Source organism: Nostoc sp. (assembly GCF_036917575.1).
In the GTDB taxonomy this organism is placed as follows: domain Bacteria; phylum Cyanobacteriota; class Cyanobacteriia; order Cyanobacteriales; family Nostocaceae; genus Nostoc.
In genome coordinates this window covers 1-26,531 of record NZ_JBALDC010000050.1, presented here as the reverse complement: position 1 = coordinate 26,531, position 26,531 = coordinate 1, and the positions used below count along the sequence as shown (strand labels likewise).

General features: G+C 40.8%; 19 protein-coding genes. 11 read left to right on the top strand and 8 right to left on the bottom strand.

Annotation, left to right across the window (positions count from 1 at the left end):
- Positions 1 to 927 precede the first annotated feature (927 nt).
- On the top strand, positions 928 to 1,899 hold the full coding sequence (locus V7K79_RS13465) for a YegS/Rv2252/BmrU family lipid kinase (RefSeq protein WP_335048345.1): 972 nt from the start codon (positions 928 to 930) through the stop codon (positions 1,897 to 1,899).
- A gap of 120 nt (positions 1,900 to 2,019) precedes the next feature.
- On the top strand, positions 2,020 to 3,573 hold the full coding sequence (locus V7K79_RS13460) for a metallophosphoesterase family protein (RefSeq protein WP_335048343.1): 1,554 nt from the start codon (positions 2,020 to 2,022) through the stop codon (positions 3,571 to 3,573).
- Between the two features lie 68 nt (positions 3,574 to 3,641).
- On the opposite strand, the gene V7K79_RS13455 is transcribed toward V7K79_RS13460, so the two are convergent.
- Entirely contained in the window at positions 3,642 to 4,550 is a 909-nt protein-coding gene (locus V7K79_RS13455; protein ID WP_335048341.1) for a LysR family transcriptional regulator, read from the bottom strand.
- Between the two features lie 194 nt (positions 4,551 to 4,744).
- Between V7K79_RS13455 and V7K79_RS13450 the strand changes: the two genes are divergently transcribed.
- From V7K79_RS13450 to V7K79_RS13440, 3 genes are all read left to right on the top strand, one after another.
- Complete coding sequence (locus tag V7K79_RS13450; RefSeq protein WP_335048339.1) at positions 4,745 to 5,368, top strand: NAD(P)-dependent oxidoreductase; 624 nt, start codon at positions 4,745 to 4,747, stop codon at positions 5,366 to 5,368.
- Positions 5,369 to 5,722: 354 nt separating this feature from the next.
- Positions 5,723 to 6,148 (top strand): YybH family protein, encoded by a 426-nt coding sequence (locus V7K79_RS13445; protein WP_335048337.1) that lies wholly within the window; start codon positions 5,723 to 5,725, stop codon positions 6,146 to 6,148.
- 37 nt (positions 6,149 to 6,185) lie between these two features.
- Positions 6,186 to 6,323: a hypothetical protein gene (locus tag V7K79_RS13440; protein ID WP_335048336.1), complete on the top strand. Its 138-nt coding sequence runs from the start codon at positions 6,186 to 6,188 to the stop codon at positions 6,321 to 6,323.
- 434 nt (positions 6,324 to 6,757) lie between these two features.
- On the opposite strand, the gene V7K79_RS13435 is transcribed toward V7K79_RS13440, so the two are convergent.
- The 4 genes from V7K79_RS13435 to V7K79_RS13420 all read right to left on the bottom strand — a co-directional run bounded on the left by V7K79_RS13435 (position 6,758) and on the right by V7K79_RS13420 (position 10,195).
- Positions 6,758 to 7,165, bottom strand: coding sequence for a hypothetical protein (locus V7K79_RS13435; protein ID WP_335048335.1), 408 nt, complete (start codon positions 7,163 to 7,165; stop codon positions 6,758 to 6,760).
- Between the two features lie 463 nt (positions 7,166 to 7,628).
- Positions 7,629 to 8,066: a CAAD domain-containing protein gene (locus V7K79_RS13430; RefSeq protein WP_335048333.1), complete on the bottom strand. Its 438-nt coding sequence runs from the start codon at positions 8,064 to 8,066 to the stop codon at positions 7,629 to 7,631.
- 186 nt (positions 8,067 to 8,252) lie between these two features.
- On the bottom strand, positions 8,253 to 8,714 hold the full coding sequence (locus tag V7K79_RS13425) for a BON domain-containing protein (protein ID WP_335048331.1): 462 nt from the start codon (positions 8,712 to 8,714) through the stop codon (positions 8,253 to 8,255).
- A 143-nt stretch (positions 8,715 to 8,857) separates the two neighbouring features.
- Positions 8,858 to 10,195 (bottom strand): histidine kinase, encoded by a 1,338-nt coding sequence (locus V7K79_RS13420; RefSeq protein ID WP_335048329.1) that lies wholly within the window; start codon positions 10,193 to 10,195, stop codon positions 8,858 to 8,860.
- Positions 10,196 to 10,753: 558 nt separating this feature from the next.
- Between V7K79_RS13420 and V7K79_RS13415 the strand changes: the two genes are divergently transcribed.
- From V7K79_RS13415 to ilvD, 4 genes are all read left to right on the top strand, one after another.
- Complete coding sequence (locus tag V7K79_RS13415) at positions 10,754 to 13,876, top strand: MFS transporter (protein ID WP_335048328.1); 3,123 nt, start codon at positions 10,754 to 10,756, stop codon at positions 13,874 to 13,876.
- A 2,070-nt stretch (positions 13,877 to 15,946) separates the two neighbouring features.
- Entirely contained in the window at positions 15,947 to 16,699 is a 753-nt protein-coding gene (locus V7K79_RS13410; RefSeq protein WP_335048326.1) for a calcium-binding protein, read from the top strand.
- 582 nt (positions 16,700 to 17,281) lie between these two features.
- Positions 17,282 to 17,863, top strand: a complete 582-nt coding sequence (locus V7K79_RS13405) for a M10 family metallopeptidase C-terminal domain-containing protein (protein WP_335048325.1) — start codon at positions 17,282 to 17,284, stop codon at positions 17,861 to 17,863.
- A gap of 820 nt (positions 17,864 to 18,683) precedes the next feature.
- Positions 18,684 to 20,369: a dihydroxy-acid dehydratase gene (ilvD, locus tag V7K79_RS13400; RefSeq protein WP_335048323.1), complete on the top strand. Its 1,686-nt coding sequence runs from the start codon at positions 18,684 to 18,686 to the stop codon at positions 20,367 to 20,369.
- Positions 20,370 to 20,825: 456 nt separating this feature from the next.
- Here the strand turns inward: ilvD and V7K79_RS13395 are convergent, their stop codons facing one another.
- The 3 genes from V7K79_RS13395 to V7K79_RS13385 all read right to left on the bottom strand — a co-directional run bounded on the left by V7K79_RS13395 (position 20,826) and on the right by V7K79_RS13385 (position 23,776).
- Positions 20,826 to 21,539 carry a ParB N-terminal domain-containing protein gene (locus V7K79_RS13395; protein WP_335048321.1) on the bottom strand — a complete coding sequence of 238 codons (714 nt, stop codon included), beginning with the start codon at positions 21,537 to 21,539 and terminating at the stop codon, positions 20,826 to 20,828.
- Positions 21,536 to 22,921, bottom strand: a complete 1,386-nt coding sequence (locus V7K79_RS13390) for an AAA family ATPase (protein WP_335048319.1) — start codon at positions 22,919 to 22,921, stop codon at positions 21,536 to 21,538. Before V7K79_RS13390 ends, V7K79_RS13395 begins: the two co-directional genes overlap by 4 nt.
- A 630-nt stretch (positions 22,922 to 23,551) precedes the next feature.
- Positions 23,552 to 23,776 carry a hypothetical protein gene (locus V7K79_RS13385; RefSeq protein ID WP_335048318.1) on the bottom strand — a complete coding sequence of 75 codons (225 nt, stop codon included), beginning with the start codon at positions 23,774 to 23,776 and terminating at the stop codon, positions 23,552 to 23,554.
- Between the two features lie 309 nt (positions 23,777 to 24,085).
- Between V7K79_RS13385 and V7K79_RS13380 the strand changes: the two genes are divergently transcribed.
- Positions 24,086 to 25,276, top strand: a complete 1,191-nt coding sequence (locus V7K79_RS13380; protein ID WP_335048316.1) for an efflux RND transporter periplasmic adaptor subunit — start codon at positions 24,086 to 24,088, stop codon at positions 25,274 to 25,276.
- 17 nt (positions 25,277 to 25,293) lie between these two features.
- Positions 25,294 to 26,451: an efflux RND transporter permease subunit gene (locus V7K79_RS13375; RefSeq protein ID WP_335048314.1), complete on the top strand. Its 1,158-nt coding sequence runs from the start codon at positions 25,294 to 25,296 to the stop codon at positions 26,449 to 26,451.
- Positions 26,452 to 26,531: the final 80 nt, after the last annotated feature.

Here is a 26,531-nt window from a genome sequence, read left to right as displayed (position 1 = left end):
TGGGCTGCTTGTAGCTTTTGAGTTGTCGTTGTCCAAGACAATAACTCTACTACATCGGCCCTATTTTTCATCCTCTTTTTTTGGCAAAGGTATTGTTCATTAACTCAATTTATCAAGATTCATATATGCGGATGCGATCGCACTGATCGGCAATCAATAATCCCTGTTTGATGAAGGGCAACTTGATAAATCAAATGTAGCAAATGAGCGCAAAATATTGGTGAGGCATTCAAAGCTTACTACCACCACTCGACTTCATTGTTATAAACTAAATTATAGAAGTAAATATACATCAAAAATAATTAAGAATTTTTATCAAATTAAAAGTCGGATTTGAGATGTTCCTGTAATTATTAGATACGTAGTTTTGTGAAATTTTACAACCAACCAAACAAATGGTAGAAGTGATACTTACTTTTTCATATCTGCGTTTCTTAAACTCATAATTTGTATCTCGAAACTCTCTCCATGCTAGCTGTGCAGCAATCAATTTTTGTTTCCTAGAGCTTTATAATGTAGCTAGTAATTGTTGAACTTGATTCAATCTTTTATTTATATTGTGATAAGATAACTTCGTGCATTCATTAATTGCTATTTGAGTTTGAGAATTATTGCAGGTAAGTTTTTGAGTTACAAGTATCTGACGTAAATTAGGCACTGTAGCTGCTATGGGAATGGTGAGGGCATGTAAACTGCTGAAAGTTATCATACTTGCCAAAAATAGTAATAATTGACGCATGGTAAAATTTTTCTTTAAGTAGAGACAAAAAATACCATGATACGTCTCAGCATCAGTATGTTCCAACGCAGAATACTTCTAAACTTGTGACGAAAAGGTAAACCAGCCGTCAGAAGGAAGTCTAAATTTCATAAGAATGCTAAAAAGAATTTGGTATTTTAGCAATCTTAGTTTAGCCTTTATATTTTATGAATCGTTCCGCGTGTCTCATCTTTAATCCTATTGCGGGTCAGGGCGACCCAGATACAGAGCTAGCAGAAATTCGGGCAATATTAGAGCCAGATATCGATCTAGATATTTATTTTACAACTGAAGAAATTGATGCTGACCAACTGGCATACCAAGCGTTAGAGCGAGGAGTAGAGGCAATCATTGCTTCTGGGGGGGATGGTACTCTCTCAATAGCGGCGGCGGCTATAGTGGGAACTGATATCCCATTTGGCATCATTTCCAGAGGAACAGCAAATGCTTTTGCCACAGCCTTAGGAATTCCTGACACGATCGCAGGTGCGTGTAACACAATTTTGCAGGGAGCAACCACCCATGTAGATGTGGCTTATTGCAACGATCGACCAATGGTACTCTTGGCAGGTATTGGCTTTGAAGCTGAAACTGTAGAATTAGCAGACCGAAATGCCAAGAATCGCTTTGGAATGATGGCCTACGTTTTGGCAGGAATCCAGCAATTAAGAAATTTAAAAAGCTTTGATGTGGAAATTGAAACTGAAGATAGGATAATTAAAACTAGTGCCAGTGCAGTAACGGTAGCAAATGCCGCGCCTCCCACTTCAGTTTTGGCTCAAGGCCCAGCAGGTCTGATTTATGATGATGGCTTACTAGATTTAACAATTGTCGCTCCAACTAACAAAGCAGGAGCGATCGCTGCTACATTTCATCTCTTTCAAACGGCTTCTACAGGTAACGCTGTAGAACGAGATGATATTGGCTTTTTGCGAGCCAAACAATTTAAAATTACGACAGAGCCATCACAAAAAGTTGTTATAGATGGTGAAATAGTAGGCACAACACCTGTAGAAATTAAGTGTGTACCAGCAGGCTTAAGAATTTTCGTGCCATTAATAGAAGAAGTTGAGCCTACCGAAAAACTAGAGGGGCTTCCTAATCTGATTATTGAGATGAAAGATAAAGCAGGAGAATAAGGGCAGGGGGCATGGAGCATTGGGCATTGAGCATGAGACAGAGGGGAAAAATTTACTGCAATTTCCCCTGCTCTCATGCTCCCTTGCTTCCTTCAATTAAAGATTCAGGAGTAGGTTGCATTGAAACTTGTATCTGATCCAGCGATCGCTGACAAAATTCGGAAAATGAATCAACGGGTACGGTGGCAAGATCCGTTGATTGTAGAACGGGATATTGACCAAACTCGGCTGGTGTTGGAAGATGGTCAAACAGACAATTCTGAGTTCTCATTTTTAGTTGTCGGTGATAGTGGTTCCGGCGCGCATCGGGGACACAATCCCCAGCGACAAGTGGCCGAACTTATGCTGCCCCATCACAATGAATCCCGATTTATGCTGCATACCGGAGATGTGGTTTATTTAGTGGGATCGAGTGAATATTACCACCAAAATTTCATCCAGCCTTACCGAGAGTTTATTTTGGGCACAGAGGAGCATCGCAAACAGATTGCTTATGACCAAATGGTTTTTAAGCTGCCCATTTTACCAGTGCCGGGAAATCACGATTACTATAACTTGCCAATTTTATTGAGCTTGGCATCCCTAACAACATTACCCATTCGTCACCTGTTGCGATCGCGGTTAGACCTTGATGTGGGCTTGCATGGGTCAGGATGCGGTGATGCTTACGCAAAAGCATTTCTCGATTACCTGAAGGCATTTCAGCTTCCAGGAGAGTTAGCTAGTCATTTAGATCGGTACTACACAGCCAAGACAGACACAGGTCGTTGTCTTTCCTATCAACCTGGACAATTTACCCGTCTTCCTAATCGCTATTACACTTTTCGCTATGGCGGTATTGATTTCTTTGCCTTGGATTCTAATACATTTAACGATCCACCACCGCTACCGAAAACAAAACAAGGTGATGCCGATCGCAAACTCTTAGAAAAACGCCGTGAAGATTTCGAGCAAGAAAAGCTAGAAATCATTGAAAATTCATCCAAGCTCCGTCCTGAAAATCCCAATGAAGCTGATCAATTAGACGACTTTCACGCCAAGCTATCACAAATTGAAGAACTTATTGTTGATATCGATAAGCAACTAGCCACGAATAAAACAACACTGACGGATATCGAACAACTGGAATGGCTCAAACAAAGATTAATTGAATCTTGGAATAATAGTGAAGTTCGGGGAAGGGTGATTTATTTTCATCATCCTCCTTATGTAACTGAGGCGACAAAGTGGCTACAAGCACAAACTCTAATCGTTCGCGATCGCCTGCGTGGTGTGCTGGATGCGGTAGCGAAAGAAATCGGTTCTTTGACTCAGGGGCGTCCTTTGGTCGATTTGGTATTAAACGGTCATGCGCACTGCTTGGAACACATAGAGACAATGGATACAGGACACGCTGATTCTCATATCCACTGGATTGTTTGTGGCGGTAGCGGGTTTAGTTTGCGACGCCAACGGATTGAAGGAGCAGATTTGATGGAGGAGAATAAATTAGTGGCGCGATCGCATCTGTTCATCGGTCGCAACGGTCAAGGTTTTCAGAAGCGACGACCTTATTCAGGTTTACGTATTGACGTTAAAGGCGATGCACAACCCAAGTTTATTGTTCGTCCTTTGGTTGCCGAATGGTATCAGCGGCAATGGCATAATCGGGAACTTGAGCCACTAATTATTTAATTTGGTATTAGTTTCATTACTTTGCAATTCTCACACTTTTGGGTGAATTATTAAGTTTGCCAACAGTATCAGTTTATTTTCTGGAAGTCACGCGATCGCATCTTTTGCTCAAGGAACTCTACAAAGACCTTGACTTTCATCGGAATATATTTTCGGCTAGGATAAAGTGCATTAATTGGGACTGGAGCCAGTGACCATTGAGACAAGACGTTTACTACATTCCCACTCTGTAACTCCTGCTGAAATAGAAATTCCGGCATCAGCCCAATTCCTACTCCAGCAACGATTGCTTGATAAATCGGGGCAACGTGATTGCTGAGTAGTCGGGGACGAAAGGAGAGCGTTACTGTTTCCTGCTGTTGATTGTGCAATGTCCAGGTGACATCGTTCTGACTATGAGCCATACAAAGCAGCGTATGACTGGTCAAATCAGCGATCGCTCTTGGTTCGCCAGCAGTTTTGAGATAGGTCTTGCTGGCAAAGAGTTTCATGCGATCTGTGCTAATCCGCCGCACGATCAGGGATGAATCGTGCAATTCCCCAATCCGAATCGCTAGATCGTACCCATCTTTGACAATATCTTTGTATTCAGTCGTTGCATGGAGAATCACTTGAATATCGGGGTAGGTAAGCAGAAACTCCGGCAAATTAGGTGCGAGAATAGACTGCACAAACAACACGGTGGCTGTCACTCGCATAAGACCTTGCGGATGCCCCTGTAAGCTAGCGATCGCATCATCACCGTCATGTAACGCATTGATAATAGGTAAACAGTTTTCGTAATACAGCCGTCCTTCTTCAGTTAAAGAAACCCGCCGCGTGGTGCGATGAAATAATCGGACTCCTAGCCGTTGCTCTAGCTCATTCACCTTCAGACTGACAGTAGATTTGGGCAAGTCCAGCGATCGTGCTGCTGCAATAAATCCTCCTAGTTGTGCGACTTTGAGAAATATTAAAACAGCGTTCACGTCATCCATACCTTGCACTCGCTGCGTTGAGATTATCAAAACTTATTGTCCAGCATTATAAACAATCAATCCATAAAAACTATCTTTATCTGCATGAATTGATAAATCATACTAGTGATGTCAAAAAAAGGGAGACAGTTTTAATCAAAGCCGCATTTCTCTAATCGGAAAACCCACTAAATGTTACATAGGAGCGTTAAAACATGAAAGTATTAGTCATAGGAGCCGCTGGCAAGACCGGTAGAACTGTAGTTGAACAAGCTGTGGCTGCTGGACATCAGGTCACAGCATTCGTTCACAAAGCTGAGGAATACGATGTCTCAGACGTTCGTGTTATTGAAGGTGATGCCACCGACAGTGTTGCGATCGACGCAGCAGTAGTCGGTCAAGACGCTGTTGTTGATACAATTGGCGGCAAAACGCCTTACAAGGAAACTACGCTAGAATCAAGTGCCGCCAACACAATCATCGCTGCCATGCAGCGAAACGGCGTGCGCCGTCTGGTGGTAACTTCCATGATTGGCGAAGGGGAGAGTGAGGCAAATGCCACCCTGTATGAGCGCTTACTTGTTTCGACCTTTTTGCGCGGCGCAAACAAGGATAAAGCAGCAATGGAGTCCGCTGTTGAATCGAGCGGTCTGGACTGGGTGATTCTTCGCCCAGCCATCCTCAACGACGACCCTGCCAAGGGAAACGTTCGAGTCTTCGATACCGAAACGGGCGAGAAAGCCCATAAAATTACACGTGCCGACCTGGCTGACTTCATGCTTGCCCAGCTTAACAATAACGAATACCTCCATCAAGCCGTTACTATCGCAAATAGCTAAGGACTCTTCCTTCGGACACGCTCTCTTTTTGGGGTCAGCAGCGTGTTCGTTGAGTATCCAGGACAGTCATGGACAAACAGATGGAAATTAAAGAGTTGAGGCAACACAACCCTTCGTAATGCTCTTTCACTAAAGCCGATGGCGACGATTTGGGTAGAGTTCGCTGGTGTTATACCAATTCAAAATTCAAAATTCAAAATCAAGAATTTAGACAGGATAAGGTTTTGGAGATGTGTATCTGTCGCATTCTTTTTTCAAATTGGTATTACAAGGCTATTTCCCCAGGCGGCCCTCAAGGTGCTGCGCTCCTAAGCGGTAGTTCTTCAATACAAATCATTAGTCAGAACAATCATTATGTCTATAACAGAAACCAGTGCAAAGGATGAAGCGGTAATCAAAGCAATGATGACAACGTTTGCCGAGGCGTGGAACGCTAAAGATGCGGAGCACTTGGCGACGTTGTTTGCCGAGGATATCGATTTCGTGGATGTCATGGGTCGTTGGTTTAAAGGGCGAACCGAGACGAAACAAGCACACGTGCAGGCGCTGGCGTCGTTCTTAAGCGATAATCAGATGACTATTACTGACACCCAAATTAAATTCCTCACCTCGGATGTGGCAGTCGCACATACCACTTGGGAAACTACTGGACAGAAGAATCCTGATGAAGTACATCGAATAGAAAATACAGGTGTCTGGACAGCCGTAACAACCTGCAAGCAGGACACCTGGCAGATTACCGCTTTCCACAACACAGGCACTGTGCCAATTTCTGAATGAAGTTTTCACAACCAAGCAAGCTAAACAGAAGTGTCCTATGCAATATCTTGTTATCTTCACGCCTAAACAGAAATTTGAGACTGACGGAATGCCCTCTGACTTCCAGGAACGGGAACTCGAAGAGCAGGCACAAGCGCCTACATTTTACGCAGAGAGAAGTCTGCGTAAAATGTAGGCGCTAGATACAAAAAACCGCGGCGCAGCCGTTCTCTTTGAAGCGGAGTCACCGGGGCATTTGCAAAAAATAATCGACAGCTTTCCACTGATCAAGATTGATTACGCTGACTACCAGATATTGCCACTAGTAGTTCGCTTTCGTGACTTGGCTCTTTAAAGGGTAAGGGGGAAGGTGGGGCCCCCTTTGGGGATAAGGGGCAGGGGGAAAGGTTTTAAATCCCTTACCCTTTTCCCTTTCCCCTTTCCCCAGCCCGAAAAAGCGCATCTTTGGGTTGGCAGACTACTAGCACCGTATCCAGCATTCTCGAAGAAGTCCGTTTAATCGCACTACTATTCACCCATAAAATTAGAGACGCAATTATTGCGTCTCTAAAAACCACTTATTTAGCCTTTTTACGTGTAATTGCACCCAGCAAAAGGAAATATGTTAAATTAAATTATTCCTGGGCCTCTACCCCGGCTGTCGCCCTTATCTGTCAACTTGCCTTCCTCGTCCTGGTTAACTTCTCCAAGTTCTTCTATACGTTGTTCCCTTTGTTCTGCCGCTTGTTGGCGTGCATCACCCGGTTCTTCGTAATACATTTCCGGTTCAATTGCATAGTTATTAGACAAACCTTCATTGTCTATGGTATAGCCGTCGGTGGTACGTATACTTTCTGAATCGGTTTGATCGTCAGTAGGTGCTTCTGCTTCCCCTTCTTCCGTGGGAGTTGTTTTGAAGTTATCTCCTTCTCTTTCGATTCGAGCGGCGATTTCCGCGGGGATAATGCCGCGATCGTAATTACTTACTTCCGCTCTATCAGATGAATCTGTATCTCTATTAACTGCTTCATTAGCCATAATTTATGTCCTCATTAAAGAATCTATTAAATAACTTCAAAAACCACATTATGCTGTTTTCTATCTCCGAGCTACTATCTTGAGAAGTGACTTAAATTTAAATATAATCTGATGTTCTCTATCTTTTGATGTATCCAAAAGACTAAGACAGAATCCGATTAAATACTGTGAATTTACATTTATTGGGTAGAACAAGGGTTTTGGTTGAAGTTGATTTAATAATATAGCAGGAGGCAGGAGGCAGGAGGCAGGAGGCAGGAGGCAGAAGGCAGGAGATAAAACTATTACTATTCCTAGCTTTCACTCTTTTCAAATGTCCTAACCTATGTGACTACGGCTATAAAAGGGTTATTATAAACTACAACCATACAAAGTTATACTCAAGTCCGCAGAGGCGGACTTGAGTATGTCTAGCTGCAAATTCTATTTACCTGTATAAAACCTAATTTAATGGTTAGTAAATTTACTCACCCACAAATTGGTTTTTCAGTGATTGAATTTCATCGGCTAATTCTTGCCGAGTTGAAGCCTTCAATAGATAACGGAAAATAAACCAACTGGTATAACTAATTCCAACTAACTCAAAAAGTGGTGATAGTAGTGGAATATCATTGATTGCAGCTAGTCCAGCTAGTACTAGCCTAGTTGTAACAATCGCCGCCAAAATTAAAGCAACGGTTATTAGAGGCTGCTTGTAGTCTTGAAAAAAGTTACTTAAGTATTGGGGCAGTTGCTCTAAAAATTGAGAAATTTGTCTGCTAATTTGCTGCCATTGAGATTCAGGTTCGCGTGCTGGCGGTAACTTTGGCAAGTTTACAGTATCAGTACCTTCAAGTGCTAGCGTACCTGGCGACAAGGAAGAATTGATGGTGGATTCACGTTGCTGTTGTTCGGTTTCCATAGTTTTTATGTTCGGTAACTACAAGACTTTGTACAACTGAAATGAGCATCAATAAATATATTTATTAAAATCGTCAGTTTTGAATTATTAGTGGTCAGTTAAACTTATTACTGACCACTTAAACCAAGTAAGAGCATTTAAATCTTTTTTTGCTTGTCTACTTACTTGGATTTATTGTTAGCTACCTTATTTTTTTGGTGCGGCAACTGTTGCTTTCACAACTACACTTTTGACACCTTTAATTTTTTTAGCCTCAGGTTCAATTTTAGCCAACTCCTGCTGATTGGTTACAGTTCCGGCAACTGTAACAACACCACCGTCTGCGGCATTAACTGTTAGTTGACTCTTGGGAATATTAGCCTCCAATTTAGAACGAACTTCACTTTCTAAATCACCTTTAGCTCTTGTTGTATCGCCACCAGTAGCATTATTGCGCTGTTCACGGGCACGAATATCCTCATTTAACTGTCTTCTCCGAACATCACTTTGCGCGTCTTTTTGAGAAGCATCTGTTGTTTTTGCACTTGGTGTTTGGGCAGCTTCATTAGGATTGCTTGGTGCAGATTCACTTGTTTTAGAAGCGTTATCACAAGCAGCAACACCAAACACTAAAAGGCAACTAATTACGAAGGGGGTTAGCTTTTTCATTGATTTAATTCTTAATCAGAAAGTGAAATTTGTTGGTGTTTACAGCAAAAGTGAGGAGCAAGTTTTTTTAGTGCAGGAGCAAAGTTTTAAAATTATTGCTCTTGCAATTTTGTCTAATTAGTGTAGGTGAAAACTACTTTTGGTTAAAGTACTTCATCACGACGATCGACAATAATTACAGAAGGATCGTTTTTATTAATCTCTGTTGAGTAATTGGGGCGAATGGGATCGACTACTGCTGCATCGCGATCGCTTACTCGATCCGAACCTGGGCGATATTCACTAATCTCAGTAGCGTCATAGATTGCAAATTCTTCAATACCTCGACGTTTGAGAATCGCTTCAGCTTGCTGGATTTCAGCTTCCGTACCATCAAGAATTACTAAGTAGTCGCCTTTTTGGAAGCGATCGCTATATACTCGCGCTCTATCTTCAGGAATTCCCAAGCCAACGAGTGCGCCGACAATACTCCCGGCTGCTGCACCGATCGCACCACCAGTTAATGTTGTCGCCAAAGTTGTTGCAACTGCGCCACCTGCAATTACAGGCCCAATTCCAGGAATTGCTAGAGTTCCCAGTCCAACTAATAAGCCAGTCAAGCCGCCTAAAACACCACCTGTAGCAGCTCCAGCTTTTGCACCATCATCTGCTTTATTTCCAGTACCAACATTTCTATCTACATCTACACCACCGATCCCACCACCATTTGTATCTTTGGCAATGATGGAGACTTGATTCAAAGAAAAACCTGCATCTCGCAATTCTGTAATTGCTACTTCCGCATCTCGACGATGAGAAAATACCCCGATCGCACGTTTGCCAACACCACTATAACCCGTAGTTGGATAACCCGCAGTTGGAGTTGGAGCCACATAACCAGTGGTTGGATAATCCGCAGTTGGAGTTGGAGCCACATAACCAGTGGTTGCATTTGTCGCATCTGGATGCTCGTAAATGCCAAACTCTTCCACACCCTGATTATTTAAAATTGCTTCTGCTCTGATGACTTCTGCATCTGTACCATCAATAATTACTAAATAGTGTCCTCGTTTAACACGTTCGTCGTAAACTTTAGCTCGTTCTTCAGGAATTCCCAAACCAATTAACGCACCAAGCAAACTACCAGCTACTGCACCAATACCAGCCCCTGCAAGAGTTGTAGCTAGGGTCGTTGCTGCGGCTCCGGCCAACATAATTGGCCCAATTCCAGGAATAGCTAAAGTACCAAGACCGACCAATAAGCCAGCTAATCCGCCTAACGCACCGCCTGTAGCTGCTCCAACTTTAGCACCTTCATCAGATTGATCGCCGACACGATCGCTCACATCCGCACCAGCAATATCGTCTCTGTCTCCATCTTGGGTAATGACAGAAACTCTGTCCATGTCAAAGCCAACTTTTTTTAATTCATGTAGGGCATGTTCAACATCTCGACGATGAGAAAATACACCTACAGCACGTTTATGTAGACCTACAACCATTATTTTTTCTCCTCAGCCAAAATCAATTATCTACTAATTTATAGCTCGTAGTAACCCTCATTAATACATCTTTATGTTTATTTGTCATCAATCGCCTGGAAGAAATTTTGTCTCTATCATTAGATATAGGTGGTTTTATCTTAAGTTAGTAACTAAATCTTAGAGCAACTATAAAATATGTTTTGTTTTCTAAAGTTTATACATAATAGTTGTTTAGATTTTTAATTTATTCAATAAAAGAATAATCCCAAAAAATATTATTTTTTACCGCTAGCTACTGTAATGTACCCGTTGAAAACTTACTATATCAGTAGATACAGTTTTATCATAAAGTTTACTTTTGTTAAATAAACTTTATTTTTCAGATTGTAAGCAAGCTAAAAAAGATACATTATTACCTTGTAAGAATAAATAATAAAATATTTATTATTTTAAATACGACTTGTGGCAAATAAACCTATTACCTAAGAAAGTGTCAATTTTTATAAATAGTAATTAAGCTGAGAAACAAGCCATTTTGTGAATGGATATTTAGTTGAGTAAAAGAGAGAAAATCCTATGTTTCAAGGTGTTTTAACTATTTGGGGGTGGAATTGGCTATCTTTTGGATTAACGCCACTAACTTTAGCTCAGGAAGTACTAACTCCAGAAGAAGCATCGGTACTTTTTTCTGGGCCTCAATTCTTCGTGGCATTAATAACTGGAGTTTTGATGGCATTTGCCTTTCAATTATTATTGACAAACTTATCAGTTGCTGTCGGGATTTCATCTTGGGAAATTGACTCAGATTCTGATGATGAGTCTGAAAGTTTGGGTAAGACAATTCGTAAAGGTCAAGCTAAAGTTGGTACTTGGGCGTTAATAACCGTTAGCATCGCATTATTTATTGCTTGTTTTTTAGCAGTAAAACTGAGCCTAATTGAAAGCGCGTTTTTAGGAGCAATTATTGGTGTAGTCATCTGGTCTACCTATTTTTCACTAGTAATCTGGTTGGGTTCGTCGGCAGTAGGTTCTTTAATTGGTTCTATATCTAATACTGTCACTTCTGGTTTTCAAACTCTGATGGGCACGGCAACTGCTGGCATCGCTGCTAATAGTGCGAAAAAACAATTAGTTTCTACTGCTGAAGATATTACAGCCGCAGTCCGGCGGGAATTAACTTCCGGTTTTGATTCTGAAGGTATTAAAAATACCCTTCAAAGTTCTTTAAGCTCTCTGCAATTACCAAAGCTGGATATTAAAGAAATTCGGAGTCAATTTGACCAGCTTCTTAAAGATACAGATTTACAATCTGTTGGTAACAGTGACCTCTTACAAAATGTTAATCGTCAAACATTTGTTGATTTAATCAGCAGCCGTGGCGATTTATCTAAAGAAGATATCAATAGTCTCACTGACCAATTTGAAGGTGCATGGCAACAAGCTTTAAATCGCAAAAATCCCACAGAACAAGTACTTAACTTACTCAAGTCTGCTACTCCTGAAGAACTTAATTCTGAGCAATTGGGTGAACGGCTTCAACAACTAGTTACAATCGGAGGCGGTAATGGCAATGGTATAATCAAGCAAGCTATTAGGTATGGCTTAAGTGCTGCCGCACCAGCAGTTTTAGAAGGGGTAAACCTTTCTAATATCGATGTAAATAAAATTACAACTCAGTTGCAAAAACTGAAAGAAAAAGTTCAAGATGTTGATGTCGAGCAAATCACAGAACAATTTAAAAAGTTTAAAGAGCAAGCAACTGAGCAAGTATCTGCAAAATTACCAATATCACAGGAAAACACGATTAAAGCAGATATAGAAGACTATATATTGCAATCGTTTCCTTGGCACTTTAACCGAATTACCTTAGTAGATGAATTTAAAGAAGTCATCTATGACGTGAATGCAGATCCGACAACTGTCAAACGAGAGTTAGAAGAAATAAATCAAGAATATTTCACCAACTTGCTAAAGCAACGTAGTGATATTAGTGAAGCCAAGGTGAAAGAAATTTCCGAACAAATGGAAAGCGATCGCCTGGAAGTTTTAGAAACTGTCAAACAGGCTCAAACGCAAGAAAAAGGGCAAGATTTTCGCAGCCGCATCGAAGATTATCTGCGTTCGACGGGTAAAGACGAACTCAATCCTGAAGGTATTGAACGGGACTTTGGCAAGTTGCTGGACGATCCCCAAGCTGGTTTTGAAGATTTAAGTAGCCGCTTCGAGCAATTTGACCGCGATACTTTTGTACAATTACTCAGTCAGCGTCAAGATATCAGCGAAGAGGAAGCTAATAATATTGTTAGTCAACTCGAACGCAACCGCGATAATTTTTTGAATCGTGCAAGAGAATTGCAAGAACAAGCAAAAGCAAAAGCCGATGAACTGCGTCAAAAAGTTGAAGACTATCTGCGGAATACTAATAAAGACGAACTCAATCCCGAAGCTATCAAACGCGAGTTTAAAGTTTTACTAGACGATCCCCAAGCCGGAATTAGCCTTTTACAATCGCGCCTATCGCAATTTGACCGCGATACACTGGTACAACTGCTCAGTCAGCGTCAAGATTTGAGCGAAGAACAGGTAAACCAAACTCTCGATCAGCTTGAAGCAGTCCGAGATAGTATTTTACAAGTACCGCAACAAGCAAAGGAACAGTACGAAAAAACTACAAAAGCGATCGCCGAATATCTCCGCAATACCAACTTGGAAGAACTTAATCCAGAAGGTATTAAAGCCGATTTAGAAAAATTACTCGACGATCCTCAAGCTGGAGCCTTAGCACTGCGCGATCGTTTGTCTAATGTCGATCGAGAAACCTTGGTTAAACTCGTCAGTCAAGGCGGAGACTTGAGCCAAGAGCAGGTTAATCAGATCATTGATCGCGCTCAAGATGCCATTGGTGATATCCTGAAAGCGCCACGACGTTTAGCCAAGCGTACTACTCAACAAGCTTTAGATTTTGAAGCCAATCTCGAAGAATATCTGCGTAATACCAACAAAGAAGAACTCAACCCTGAAGGAATCAAACGCGATTTACAATTGCTGCTGTCTTCTCCCCGTGCTGGAATCGGGAGTTTAAGCGATCGCGCCTCTAAATTTGACCGTTCGACAATTGTGGCGCTATTATCCCAACGTGAGGATATCTCAGAAGAGGAAGCTAACCGAATTGTGGATCAAATTGATTCTGTTCGCAGCTCTATTGTCGAACAATTCCAGCAGATTCAGCAAAAGGTGCAATCAGTGCTGGATGGAGTTTTTGCGAAAGTTCGCAACTATCTCAACTCTCTGGATCGTTCCGAACTCAACTATGAAGGGATTAAGCAAGACTTTGCGAAAGTGTTCGACGATCCGCAAGCCGGATTTGAAGCATTGCGCGATCGCCTTAGCGAATTCGATCGTGACACCTTAGTTGCTGTATTGAGTTCTCGTGAAGATATTTCCGAGGCAGATGCTAACCGAATAATTAATCAAATAGAATCAGCGCGGGATGGCGTATTGCAACGAGCCGAACGCATCCAGAAAGAAACCAAAAAACGCCTGAAAGCGATTCAAGAGCAAACTAAAAAGCAAGCTGAAGAAACCAAGAAAACCGTTGCCAGTGCTGCGTGGTGGATATTTGGGACAGCGATTACTTCCCTTTTCGCCAGTGCAATCGCAGGTGCGATCGCTGTGACTGGGATAACTTTACCTGGATGAAAAGTGCTGAGTTCCTTTTTTCCGAATCCTGAGTTAAAAGACCGCCCACCAGGGAGAGCCAGTATCGTGGGCGGCTTTCCCGACTTGAGAGAACTGGCGTCGGGGCATTAACCATAGTACTAAAGTGCTTGAGTAAGAATAAAAATACTCTAAGCTGAGGCACAGGCTAAACGCTTCGCTGACGCTAACAGCACTCAGTACTGAGATGGTAAAATACCTTCGTCATCAGGAATTTAGAGAAATACAAAGTGGCATTCAATCTTTATAAATGAATGCCACTTTTTTGATTTATAGCCGTAGTCACACAGGTTAGGACATAAGGATGGGGTGAATGCTAGAGTTACCAATAGTTTTACCTCCTGCCTCCTGCCTCCTGGTATATAAAAAAAGTACCGTGATATCAAGTGCAGTTAGTTATAGCAATCTTCTCGGCAGTTAAGACATTGCTGATTGCTCAAAACCCTGAAATTACTGGGTTTTTACTCAGCACTCAACACTTTCCTCTAAAAGAACCTCCTAATAATGTCCAATGTCCATCCCAAATCTGATATTTTACTAACCTACAATCGTCTGAAATAAAAAACCAATAATTAGACCAACTATTCCAGCAATCAAACCGGCACAAAAAAAGTAAAAAAACAATTCAAAACTTGCTTGAGGATTTTGGGTATATCTGAAATACAATATTGCCTAAATCGCTCCAAGTATTCCTAAAATTCCTGTTGGAATCGCTACAATTGCTGTAACAGTTTGAGTTTTTATTTATTTATATATGTATAGTATTATGAACCGTAAAAGTTTCTAGTTAAATAATTAATAAGGTGTAGTCGAGATAGCCTTGCCAGTAGTCACCAGAGTTATCCTTTAGTCACATCTTTATGAAAAAAGAGTATCAGTCTAGGAATGAGATAGAGCAGTAGTTTGAGTGAGAGGAGGCAAGGATTGAGAAAAGTGCGATCGCTGATTTGGTTGGAAACTGTATTCTCTGCAATCGGTCAAATCCGTTATTCAGGAGGTATTCTCTAAAATAGCAATGATGGGGATCTAGCAGCTAAATTTGAAATTCAGCTTGCAAGAGTGCCATAACTAGTGGAAACCGACATTATTCTTTAATTTAATATTATCTGCCTTGAAAATAAGGCAGTATGCAGAATTTTGATAATTGAATAGTTAAAAAAGAGATAAATTTAGCTTGTCTCTCTTGGAAGATGTTTGAAAAGTCTGTAGTAGGTATTAAATATTTGTTTACCCCACCCTAACCCTTGATGATGCACTGGGAAGGAAACTGAATTATTTATACCGAGTTACGTTCAAAAATATTAGTTTTGGTAGGTAGGGGGAAAATACTACATCTGATTGCAACTTGGTATTAGTCTCTCTAATTTAAAGGGAAGATTAAGAAAGGTAAAAATGTGATTAAAATCACTGCCAACTACTTTTAAAATGACCTCTTATAGTTTATATTTATTAAATTGTGTTGCTTATACATCAGAAAATCAGGTAATAAAATCGCAATAGTTGCGATGATGCCACTTCATGAAAAAGATGTCAGAGAAAAGGTTTCCGATTTTGTTTTAGCGAGAGAAATAAAATAAGGTTAATTACTCTTTCTTATAGATAGAAAAAATTAGGCTTGAAAGTAATACTATAGTTTTGTGATTACAAATAGAATCAAAACGTTTTAAAATCTATGCGCTTCTGTATGAGGAAGTTTACTTATGTTATAGCAGCCTGCTACTGCAATCAGTAAAAACATAAGGACATCACTATTGACATAATTTTGATGCTAACGTCATCAATACATTCAGTGCTTGTCAAATCTTCAAACTTAAGAGCAAAGACCTGTTGCAACTAAGTGTGCGTCAGTTATCTCTTCCCACTCATTATTTCTTTACCCTGTTTTTTTGACGTTGCTGAATGACAGTGTGAAATTTAAAAATTCAATCTTTGAAACTGTTTCTTTTAGACCTTTGGAAGAAACCAAATTCATACTCATAATCAGCAACACCGTTTTCTGATGGTAAAGTTACGAGGTTATTTTTATCCTCTAAGTTCAGGAGAAATTTACTAATGGCAATTGTCAACGGTACCATTTTTAATGATAATAATACCATCAACGGTTCCCCACTTCTCTTTCGTCCTGCCCTAAATGGGGGTGCTGGCAGCGATATCCTTAACGGCGATGCCGGCAACGATATCTTAAATGGAAATGCTGGCAGCGATATCCTTAACGGCAATGCTGGTAATGATACCCTAAATGGAGGTGATGGCAGTGATATTCTCAACGGCAATGCCGATAACGATATCTTAAATGGTGATGCTGGCAACGATATCCTCAACGGCAACGTCGGCAGCGATACCCTTAACGGCAATGCTGGCAACGATATCCTAAATGGTGGTGCTGGCAGTGATGTCCTAAACGGCAATGCTGGCAACGATACCTTAAATGGCGATGGTGGCAGCGATATCCTTAGTGGCGGTGCTGGAACTGATTCTCTTATTGGCGGTGCTGGCAACGATATTTTCGATTTCAACTCAGTTTCAGATAGTCCTACTGGTTTGTTACGGGATGTGATCACTGACTTCGTTGGAAACGGTATCTTTACAGGCGATCAAATCGATCTATCTACTATTGATGCTAACTCTAGTGTAGCAGGCAACCAAGCCTTCACTTTCATTGGATCTAGCGCATTCACCGCAGCTCGTCAGGTTCGTTATTCAGGAGGTGTTCTTCAAGCTAACATTGATGGGGATCTCTCAGCTGAGTTTGAAATTGGATTGACAGGAGCACCACCACTAGTAGCAAGCGACATCATCCTTTAATCTAATAGACCTCTTGCAAAAGCGCTTCACACCATACTTCTAAGAACAAGCGCTTAGAAGTGGGGTTCTTGTTTATGATTTATACCTAATGCCAATTGCAGCAGTTTTCATGTATTTCAACCATATCTGTCATAGGGGCGCAAGGCTTTGTACCCCTATTGCGTGGTCTATTTAATTAAAAATAGCTGTAAATTAAGTTAAGACTGGAAAGTGAGAATATGAATATTAATACCAAAACGACGAAACAATAAAGGAGTTTTAGTGCAATTTTGATATGAACTTCATCAAATACATCCAGTACTTCTTAAATATTCTCAAATATTCTCAAATATTCAAACTTAATAGTCAAGACCTGTTCCAATCAGGTTTGGTTCAAGAATATATTGCTACTCGCAAGCTTTTGACCTTGTTTTGCCGGCATTGCTAAATGAAAGTGTGAAATTCCCAAATTCTATGTTTAAAATTGTTTATTTTATGCCTTTAAAGGAAACCAAATTTATACTCTTCATTCAGCAATGCCGTTTTATAATGGGGAAGTAAAGACGTAATTTTTTTTACTCTAAGTTTAGGAGAAACTCATCAATGGCAACTTCAATATCAATCTCCTCCGGTAGCGGCAGTGTTAGTGCTGGTTCTAGTAGTCATAGCAGTAGTAGCAATAATGGTCAGAGCGATAGCGGTAGCATTAGTGGTAATAATGGTACCCTTACAGGTGGTAATGGCAACAGTTTCCTTAACGGTGGTAGTGGCAACGATAACATCTTTGGTAATGGTGGCAACGATACTCTTATCGGTGGTGCTGGCAACGATGTCCTGACTGGCGGTACTGGCAAAGATATTCTCACTGGAGGATCGGGTAATGATATTTTCAAGTACAACTCAACTTCTGATAGTTTACTTTCGTCACGTGACATAATCACTGACTTTCGTGGAAACGGTAATTTGCCAGGCGATCGAATCGATCTATCTACTATCGATGCCAACTCTACTATTGGGGGCAACCAAGCTTTCACTTTCATTGGAAGTGGTCAATTCTCCGCACCCGGTCAAATCCGCTATTCCGAAGGTATTCTGCAAGGTAATACTGATGGGAATCTATCGGCTAATTTTGAAATTAGGCTTATAGGAGCACCACAATTAGTGGGAAGTGACATCATTCTTTGATTTAATATTCCTGCCTTGAAAATAAGGCAGGAGGCAGAAGGCAGAAGGCACTAGTACCACGTACCACAAGGCGGAAGTCAAAAGTCACGTATAATTGTATTTCGGGCTTTTACACCATTTGAAATGGTATGTTTATTTACGCCGTGCTGTACTAGAGAATGAAAATATCTGTTTCCAGCCCTTAGTCCCTAGTCACTATTTTCAAGGCAGATATAATTTGGAAGAAAAACTCTAGTGCAAAGTTAGAGTGTCTCCAACTTTGCACCGGAATCGATATCAATATACTGAGCTATAAACATAGAAAGTCAGTGCCTCAACTTGCGGCAATGGCTTTTTTTCATATTTAAATTCGTATTGCTATCCTATTATTTCCGCCACTCTAGATGTCTAATAGCATTTATTTATGAGGCTGTGCCAAATTTTCTTTCTTCCTTTGTGTCCTTCTCTAACGAGACGCTACGCGTAGCTTGCTTCTCCGTAGGAGTATGCGTCCTACCTGCGGGTTTGCTCTTAGCGTTCTCGTAAGAGTAGTCGCTTTATGTGGCAGTTGTTTTAAGTCGGGGAACTGCAAGGGCGCACTGCCTTGTCTATGCGGTTTGTTTCTGATAGAATTTGGCGCATCTCTATACAGAATTGGTATAACACACAATAATCATTCCTATTTTATACAAATGCTTAGATAAAGATTATTCTAATTAGGACTGACTAAAAGACACGGTGAAACATAGAGAATTACTCATATTCGATCGCATCGCCCAGCCATGAGAAAATCAGGTAATACAATCACAACTGTTGCGATGATGGCACGGAAGGAAAAAAGATGTCGGAGAATTTGAGAAGCCAAATTGTAACGCAAGGGGTGCAGCGATCGCCTAATCGAGCTATGCTGCGTGCAGTTGGTTTTAAAGATGAAGATTTCAATAAAGCTATTGTGGGCATTGCCAATGGTTACAGCACGATCACTCCCTGTAATATGGGGATAAATCAACTGGCGCAAAGGGCAGAAATTGGGATTAAAACCGCCAAAGCGATGCCGCAAGTGTTCGGCACAATTACCATTAGCGATGGAATTTCGATGGGAACTGAAGGGATGAAATATTCCCTAGTGTCGCGGGAAGTGATTGCCGATTCCATTGAAACTGCTTGTACTGGACAAAGTATGGATGGTGTGCTGGCCATTGGCGGTTGTGATAAAAATATGCCAGGGGCAATGCTGGCGATCGCTCGGATGAATATTCCTGCAATATTCGTTTACGGTGGCACAATTAAACCCGGTCACTACAACGGACGCGATTTAACTGTTGTCAGTTCTTTTGAAGCTGTTGGTCAATACAGTGCGGGAAAAATTGACGAAAAGGAATTATTAGAAGTTGAAGGTCGAGCTTGTCCTGGTGCTGGTTCCTGTGGGGGAATGTTCACAGCTAACACCATGTCTTCAGCATTTGAAGCGCTGGGGATGAGTTTACCCTATTCTTCGACAATGGCGGCAGAAGATGCCGAAAAAGCCGACAGCGCGGAAAAATCAGCATTTGTGTTAGTCGAAGCGATTCGCAAACAAATCTTACCCCGCCAAATTATCACCCGCAAATCTATAGAAAATGCCATCTCTGTGATTATGGCAGTCGGTGGTTCGACCAATGCAGTACTGCACTTTTTAGCGATCGCCCGCGCTGCTGATGTAGAGTTAATTATAGACGACTTTGAAACTATCCGCGCCCGCGTTCCCGTTTTGTGTGATTTAAAACCAAGTGGTAAATATGTTGCTACAGATTTGCACAAAGCTGGTGGTATTCCGCAAGTAATGAAAATGTTACTTGTGCATGATTTATTACATGGTGATAGCCTTACTATTAGCGGTCAAACTATTGCAGAGATATTAGCAGACATACCAGAAGAACCATCTGTTAATCAAGATGTAATTCGGACTTGGAATAACCCGATGTATCCTCAAGGACATTTAGCCATCCTGAGAGGTAATCTGGCAACGGAAGGGGCGGTCGCCAAAATTACCGGAGTTAAAAAACCAGTAATTACTGGGCCTGCAAGGGTATTTGAATCAGAAGAAGCTTCTTTAGATGCAATTTTGGCGGGTAAAATTCAAGCTGGTGATATTCTCGTCATCCGCTACGAAGGGCCTAAAGGCGGCCCGGGAATGCGAGAAATGTTGGCTCCCACCTCAGCAATCATCGGTGCTGGTTTGGGTGATGCTGTAGGATTAATTACCGACGGACGCTTTTCTGGCGGTACTTACGGTATGGTGGTTGGCCATGTTGCTCCGGAAGCGGCAGTTGGTGGTGCGATCGCTCTTGTAGAAGAAGGTGATAGTATTACTATTGATGCACCCGGTCGTTTGTTGCAGTTGAATATATCGGAAGAAGAATTGGCTCGTCGTCGTACCAACTGGCAACCTCCCACTCCGCGTTACACTAAAGGCGTATTGGCGAAATATGCCAAATTGGTATCTTCTAGCAGTATTGGTGCTGTAACAGATTTGGACTTATTTTAATTAACCTGACAACAGTGGCGCAAGTTTGCCTACCTTTAACAAGGGGCTTAAGCCCCTTGTCTGGCTAATTGAGATGGTCACTGGATTTACGCCATCCTGTAATAGTTTGATTTAGCGATCGCCTTTCTTAGAAAGCCTTAGATTTATATCATAATCTGCTGGCGAAGACATTCCGGCTTTAGAAGATTTGATTCAAAACTCGGCGTTGCAGAATAGAAAGATGAATTAGTGCGATCGCGTGATTTATACTTTGATTCAGCAACACCTACTTTTCACGCAATCGAGAAAAGTTGTGTAGGTTAGGTTGAGCAACGAAACCTAACATTGAACGTTAATTGTTGGGTTTCACTTGGATTAATCCAACCTACAATTATTTTAGTGGCTCATGGCTCATACAAAGATGCAGAGAATAGCTATGCAAGTTTTTACATTACGAATAACTTATTTAAATAACTACTAATTTCTTGACCACTCATCAATAATAGTCAAAATTGTTTTATCACCCAAACTTTTAACAGATTTTACTACATCGCGGTAATCTTCAAACTCTTGTTTGGGTTTGTTGCTTCGAGCATCAAATATACCCTTTGCAAGTTTTTCTGCACCAGGAATTCTAGAGCGTTGTAACTTTATAGATAACTCGTCTTTATCTAAAGTATTCAATATACTAAGCGGATTATGTTCGCTCTTTTGGGGAATAAGGTTTTCAAGTTGCTTGAACTGACTATCTATTCTCTGTCTTTCTTGTAAAAATTCTGACTTAAACTCATTAAATTGCTTCTCAAGACGCAATTCTAAATTTGCCAGACGTGGTTCTATTTTTGTCGTTTCAGGCTGTGGTGGTGTTACTTTACCAGAAGAATCAATTCCTTTGAGAGATGCAACTTGCTTTATTACTAAATCTTCTACTTTTGGAGCAATGACAAAAGCATTAACCATTTCACCTTGTCGAGGATTTTTTTCTCTTGCCCTGACAGCAGCATAATATTCAAAATGTCCATCAACTACCGTATAGTTCTCTACTCCTGTCATTTTCACAACTAATGGTCTAATAATTCCTCCAGTTTCTATAATTATATCTGCAAGATTTTCTAAATCAGCTTCTGCAAAATTTGAACGAGGTTCATTAGAAGCAATACTTTTGACATCTACCAAAGAAAAATTCATCATTTCTTTAACCCTATTCCTATTAATACTTCATCTGCTAAAATGTCAAATTCCATAGCAGATTTTTGAGCATCTGATTTTACTTCTTCTGCATATTTAACAACAGATTTTGGATCAGGATATTCTAAATCGCCAACTGTTATAGTCTGATTCATACATTCAGATAGTACAGTTCTATCATAAATTACTGCTTCCATCAAAGGCAGATTATAACGATCTGAAATCACACTCCTTTGTTTAGGAAAAGTATATTGTAAAAATTTAGAATTGGTAGAAATTTTTGAAGCCAGGATACCCATTAATATAATGTGTGGTTTTCCGATCATTTCTCTAAATTCATTAACTTCTATAATAAAGTTTTTGACACTTAACAATCCCTGGTTTGCAAATGGCTTTAAATCTGAAGGAATTATTAGGTAATCAGCAGCGACAAGTGCGACTTTAGCATATAAATCTCTAGATGGAGGTGTATCAATGATAACAATGTCATATTCTTGCTCTACTTTTTTTAATTTCGTAACTAATCTAGTTTTACTAGCATCAATTTGATTAAGTTTATATTGTCCTTCTATTAAATTAATATGTGCAGGAATAACATCTAATTCCGGATTGTTAAAATAATGTGACTTTCTGATTACATCAGGTATTAAGTAAAAGTCACCTGATTCTAATAAATGATAGATATTAGAATCTCGTAAATCATCATCTTCATCAAATTGAAATTTAATTAATCCTGTAGCAAAAGTAGTATTTGCTTGGGAATCTATATCAATTAAAAGTACTCTTTTACCTTTTTTACTCAACGCTGCTGCAAGATTTACTGCAACAGTAGTCTTACCTACGCCGCCTTTATTATGGTAAACCGCAATTGTTTTCATTGAATGCCGCCTTTTACTTTCCAAATTTAAAATATTTACATTTTTTTGAACTTCTGGTTTATTTACCAACTGTCTTTCTTTTAAACTATCTTTACCAATTAAACTTTTAATATTCTCTAAATTCATCTCAACTTCTTTGCCAGAACATTGAAATATTAGTTGAATATCATATTGTAATTTTTGATAAATTCTAATCTCTTTGCCATTAGTCAATAATCCATACCTGACATTCAAGCTGGTTAAATAATGCCTGAGTCGATGGATATGATTATTTAAGTTTTGTCTGGGATGCTTTGCTTCCATGACGATACTCAGTGGTGAGTTGGCATCTAAGACAAAGGGAATCACTTGTGCAGCAAATGCCAAAAAATCTAAGCGGATGCTACCAATGGCAACTTCTTGATGCCAGGTGTCAGGAGTATAACCTAGCTCTGGTAGCAAATATTGCACTATAAGTTTGCTTTCAACTTCGCTTTCGTTACGGCATAGCTCAGGATTAAAGGGCAATATTTTTCTACCTCTAAATAATTATTGGACTTGGGACAAAACCTGATATTTGCTAGATTATGGCACAGCCTTAATTATATTGAGTGATATAAATCACTTATAAAATTTAAAAAACGATCATAAAATTAGTACTTCTGCTGATAAAGTAACCAATTTTGAAAGCTAGCCATATTTAAAATTAACAGGCTACGTATGATAGTTGGCTTAGGCTTTTCTTTGAGTAAGCTAGCTTTGCAGTTCAGTAGTGAGAACGCCTGTTCTAAAATGTGATCAGATTACTTAAAAACTAGTTTTTTGAGCGTTTATAGCTCTTTATTAGCCATTTTGGTTTACTGCTGGGATAAGGGACAGAAGATACCGATTGCATCTTGGGAGTGCGATCGCGTGAGTCTGTGTGCTGAATCCGAAAGCGCCACTTTTACTACATTAGAGAATACGTTGCATTCTGATAATATGCTTCATTTTACAAACAGATGGTATTGCATTGAAACAAGTAACTTAACTAAGTGCTTAATCGTACTTATATGACTACTGAAACACTTTTAGTATAAAGGAGCGAATCTGAGGCGTGCTACTGTCAGGAGCGATCGCAGCAGTCTAATATACCAGGATTGTAATGCCAGGGTTTGTTTAAATGTAGCAACCGACATCAGTTTTTGTCGCAGAATGGAATCCATCCACAGGCTCATATTTTAATGAGCGAACAACGCTTTCGTTGTGCAGAACAGTTTTTAAATTCTCTCTTTTAGCAGTCGGAATATAAACCCAAATTAGGTGTACTGATAATAATACCAAAGGAGAAATTTTCAATGCCTCAGACTCAAAACCAAGCAAAACCAACAGATAGTCAGCCAATTTAAATGATCCACAGCGTACATTGAGTGCGATGTATTAATCCAGAGATTTTTTAAAGATGAGTTTGTTTGGGTAAAGCCGCGCTTCAAATGAAAGACGAATCTAATCATAAAAAAAATAATTAGACATAGAAAAAATTTCTGGCGGCAAAGTTAGAGTTCATAGGCTTTCTTAATCCCTTCGTTTGAGAAGAAAAATTATACAGCACATACATTTAGCTAATTAACATTTTGTTTCATGCTAAAAAGCGATCGTCTACTTAAATACTTAAACTGTTTACTCACAAATCCAGTATTAGTTATTGTACTAATGCTCACAGCATTGACGAGTGGTTGTCAAAAAAACGATCCGGCAGCAAATGCTCAAGGCCCGCCACCATTGTCGGTGAAACTTCAGAAAATTGACGCAGGCACAATCGAAGAAAGTTCTGTGTTTGTCGGCTCGTTGGAAGCGCAGCAAAAAGTCACGCTACAGCCCCAAACTCAAGGACGAATCGAATCGATTCTCGTGTCAAGTGGTCAGCGAGTGCAGCAAGGTACACAGATCGCATCCTTGAGTTTAGATCAGACTCAGGCTAATGTTGCCAATTCCATCGCTGCGGCTAGTTCAGCGCAAGCAGCATTAGGAACTGCTCAAGCAGAGCAACAACAAGCCGAAGCCCAGCGCACCAAATCAGCCGCAAATGTTCAGCTGCAACGGACACAATTCAATCGTAACCAACAGTTAGTCAACGAAGGAGCCATCGCCAGACAAGAGTTAGACATTGCCAGAAATAATTTACAAGCGGCGATCGCAGACTTGCAAGCCACAAATAAACAAGTTGCTGCATCAGGTGCAGCCATTCGGCAAGCACAGGCAAATGTGCGCCAAGCCCAAGCCAGCACGGCTGCCTCACAAGTTAACCTTAATTTTAAACGAGTGGTAGCACCGATTACTGGCGTAGTCGGTTATTTTCCAGTCAAGATTGGAGATTATGTCAACACTGGACAAACAATTACTACAATCACGCAAAACGATTCGCTAGATATCAATCTTTCTGTACCATCAAATCGATTGAACCAACTGCGAACCGGATTGCCAGTTGAGTTGATCGATCCCACCACACAGAAATTGATTAGCAACGGCGCGATCAACTCCATTTCTCCCTCAGTCAGTTCCGATCAGCAGTCAATTTTGAGCAAGGCACGCTTTGCAAATTCACAAGGACGACTGCGTGATGGGCAATACGTTCGAGCTCGGGTGATTTGGAATCGACAACCAGGTATTTTAATTCCCACTGCCGCAATTTCTCGCGTCGCCGGACAAAATTTTGTATTTGTCACGGAAAACAAAACTGTAAACGGCAAACAGCAGCAAATTGTGCATCAGCGTTTAGTGCGCCTTGGTGACATTCAAGGTACAAACTATCAAGTCCTCTCAGGACTGAAATCCGGCGAAACGATCGTGACTGCTGGCATTCTCAAACTTAGAGAAGGCGCACCAATTCAACCGCAATCCTAAATCCAGGACATCTCATCATGTCGATCGCCAACACCTTCATCAAACGCCCGGTATTAGCTACCGTTTGTACTTTAGTAATTCTGATTTTGGGGGGAGTGTGTATTCCGCTACTGCCGCTCAATTACTTGCCAGATATTGCGCCGATTCGCGTTCAAGTCTCAGCCACCTATACTGGCGCAGATGTGGAAACCGTAGAAACTGCCGTGACAACTACGTTGGAGCGACAGATTAACGGCGTTGAGGGAATGCAATATATGACCTCGAACAGTTCAGCCGGTAGTAGCCAAATTTCAGTGTATTTTGGGTCACAAACGGATAAAAATATTGACCAAGTGAATGTGCAGAATCGCATTGCCCGTGCTACACCTCGCTTGCCAACGACTGTGCAGCAATTCGGTGTGACAGCGCAAACGTCTTCAACCAGCATTTTATTAGTGTACGCGCTTTATCCCCAAAATAATGAGTATGATGCGCTGTTTATTAGTAACTATATTGACCTGAATTTACGGGATCAACTGCTGAGAACACCGGGAGTTGGCGATATCACAATTTTTGGTGAAAAAGAGTATGCGATGCGGTTGTGGCTCGATCCAAATGCACTGGCGAGTCGGCAATTAACCGTGACAGATGTGGCAACAGCACTGCGATCGCAAAACATTCTCGCCGGAGCCGGAACGTTGGGTCAACAGCCTGTACCTCCGGGTCAAAGTTATGAAATTCCGCTGCGAGTCAATGGTCAATTCAAAGATGCATCAGGATTTGAGAATCTCGTCATCAAAGCCGGGAGTAATGGCGACTTAATTAAACTCAAAGATGTCGGTCATGCCAAACTCGGCTCGGAGACTTACGCTAGTAATGCCAGAAATAATGGCAAGCCGGCGATCGGCATCGCAATTTATCAGTTACCAGGTAGTAATGCGCTGGATGTGGCGAAAAACGTTCAGGCGCAAATGAATGACTTGATGAAAGAGTTTCCGCCCGGATTACAAGCCAAGATTGTTTACGATACCGTTGGGTTTGTGCAAGCATCACTCGAAGAAGTGGTGAAAACGCTTGTGGAAGCGATCGCGCTGGTCGTCCTGGTGATTTTTCTGTTTCTCCAAGACTGGCGAGCCACAATTATTCCGATTTTTGCGATTCCGGTTTCGCTGATTGGCGCATTAGGAGTTATGTAAAAATAACTTGAACAATTAAGTGGCAACTTTGGGTTTTATAATATAGTTCCACTCGCCATGAAAAGAATTTCGTTCGATTG

Bases quoted from the DNA above. Each gene is read 5' to 3' on its own strand.
- V7K79_RS13465 (WP_335048345.1), top strand. From the start codon at position 928: ATGAATCGTTCCGCGTGTCTCATCTTTAATCCTATTGCGGGTCAGGGC.
- V7K79_RS13455 (WP_335048341.1), bottom strand. From the start codon at position 4,550: ATGGATGACGTGAACGCTGTTTTAATATTTCTCAAAGTCGCACAACTA.
- V7K79_RS13450 (WP_335048339.1), top strand. From the start codon at position 4,745: ATGAAAGTATTAGTCATAGGAGCCGCTGGCAAGACCGGTAGAACTGTA.
- V7K79_RS13445 (WP_335048337.1), top strand. From the start codon at position 5,723: ATGTCTATAACAGAAACCAGTGCAAAGGATGAAGCGGTAATCAAAGCA.
- V7K79_RS13440 (WP_335048336.1), top strand. From the start codon at position 6,186: ATGCAATATCTTGTTATCTTCACGCCTAAACAGAAATTTGAGACTGAC.
- V7K79_RS13435 (WP_335048335.1), bottom strand. From the start codon at position 7,165: ATGGCTAATGAAGCAGTTAATAGAGATACAGATTCATCTGATAGAGCG.
- V7K79_RS13430 (WP_335048333.1), bottom strand. From the start codon at position 8,066: ATGGAAACCGAACAACAGCAACGTGAATCCACCATCAATTCTTCCTTG.
- V7K79_RS13425 (WP_335048331.1), bottom strand. From the start codon at position 8,714: ATGAAAAAGCTAACCCCCTTCGTAATTAGTTGCCTTTTAGTGTTTGGT.
- V7K79_RS13420 (WP_335048329.1), bottom strand. From the start codon at position 10,195: ATGGTTGTAGGTCTACATAAACGTGCTGTAGGTGTATTTTCTCATCGT.
- V7K79_RS13415 (WP_335048328.1), top strand. From the start codon at position 10,754: ATGTTTCAAGGTGTTTTAACTATTTGGGGGTGGAATTGGCTATCTTTT.
- V7K79_RS13410 (WP_335048326.1), top strand. From the start codon at position 15,947: ATGGCAATTGTCAACGGTACCATTTTTAATGATAATAATACCATCAAC.
- V7K79_RS13405 (WP_335048325.1), top strand. From the start codon at position 17,282: ATGGCAACTTCAATATCAATCTCCTCCGGTAGCGGCAGTGTTAGTGCT.
- ilvD (WP_335048323.1), top strand. From the start codon at position 18,684: ATGTCGGAGAATTTGAGAAGCCAAATTGTAACGCAAGGGGTGCAGCGA.
- V7K79_RS13395 (WP_335048321.1), bottom strand. From the start codon at position 21,539: ATGATGAATTTTTCTTTGGTAGATGTCAAAAGTATTGCTTCTAATGAA.
- V7K79_RS13380 (WP_335048316.1), top strand. From the start codon at position 24,086: ATGCTCACAGCATTGACGAGTGGTTGTCAAAAAAACGATCCGGCAGCA.
- V7K79_RS13375 (WP_335048314.1), top strand. From the start codon at position 25,294: ATGTCGATCGCCAACACCTTCATCAAACGCCCGGTATTAGCTACCGTT.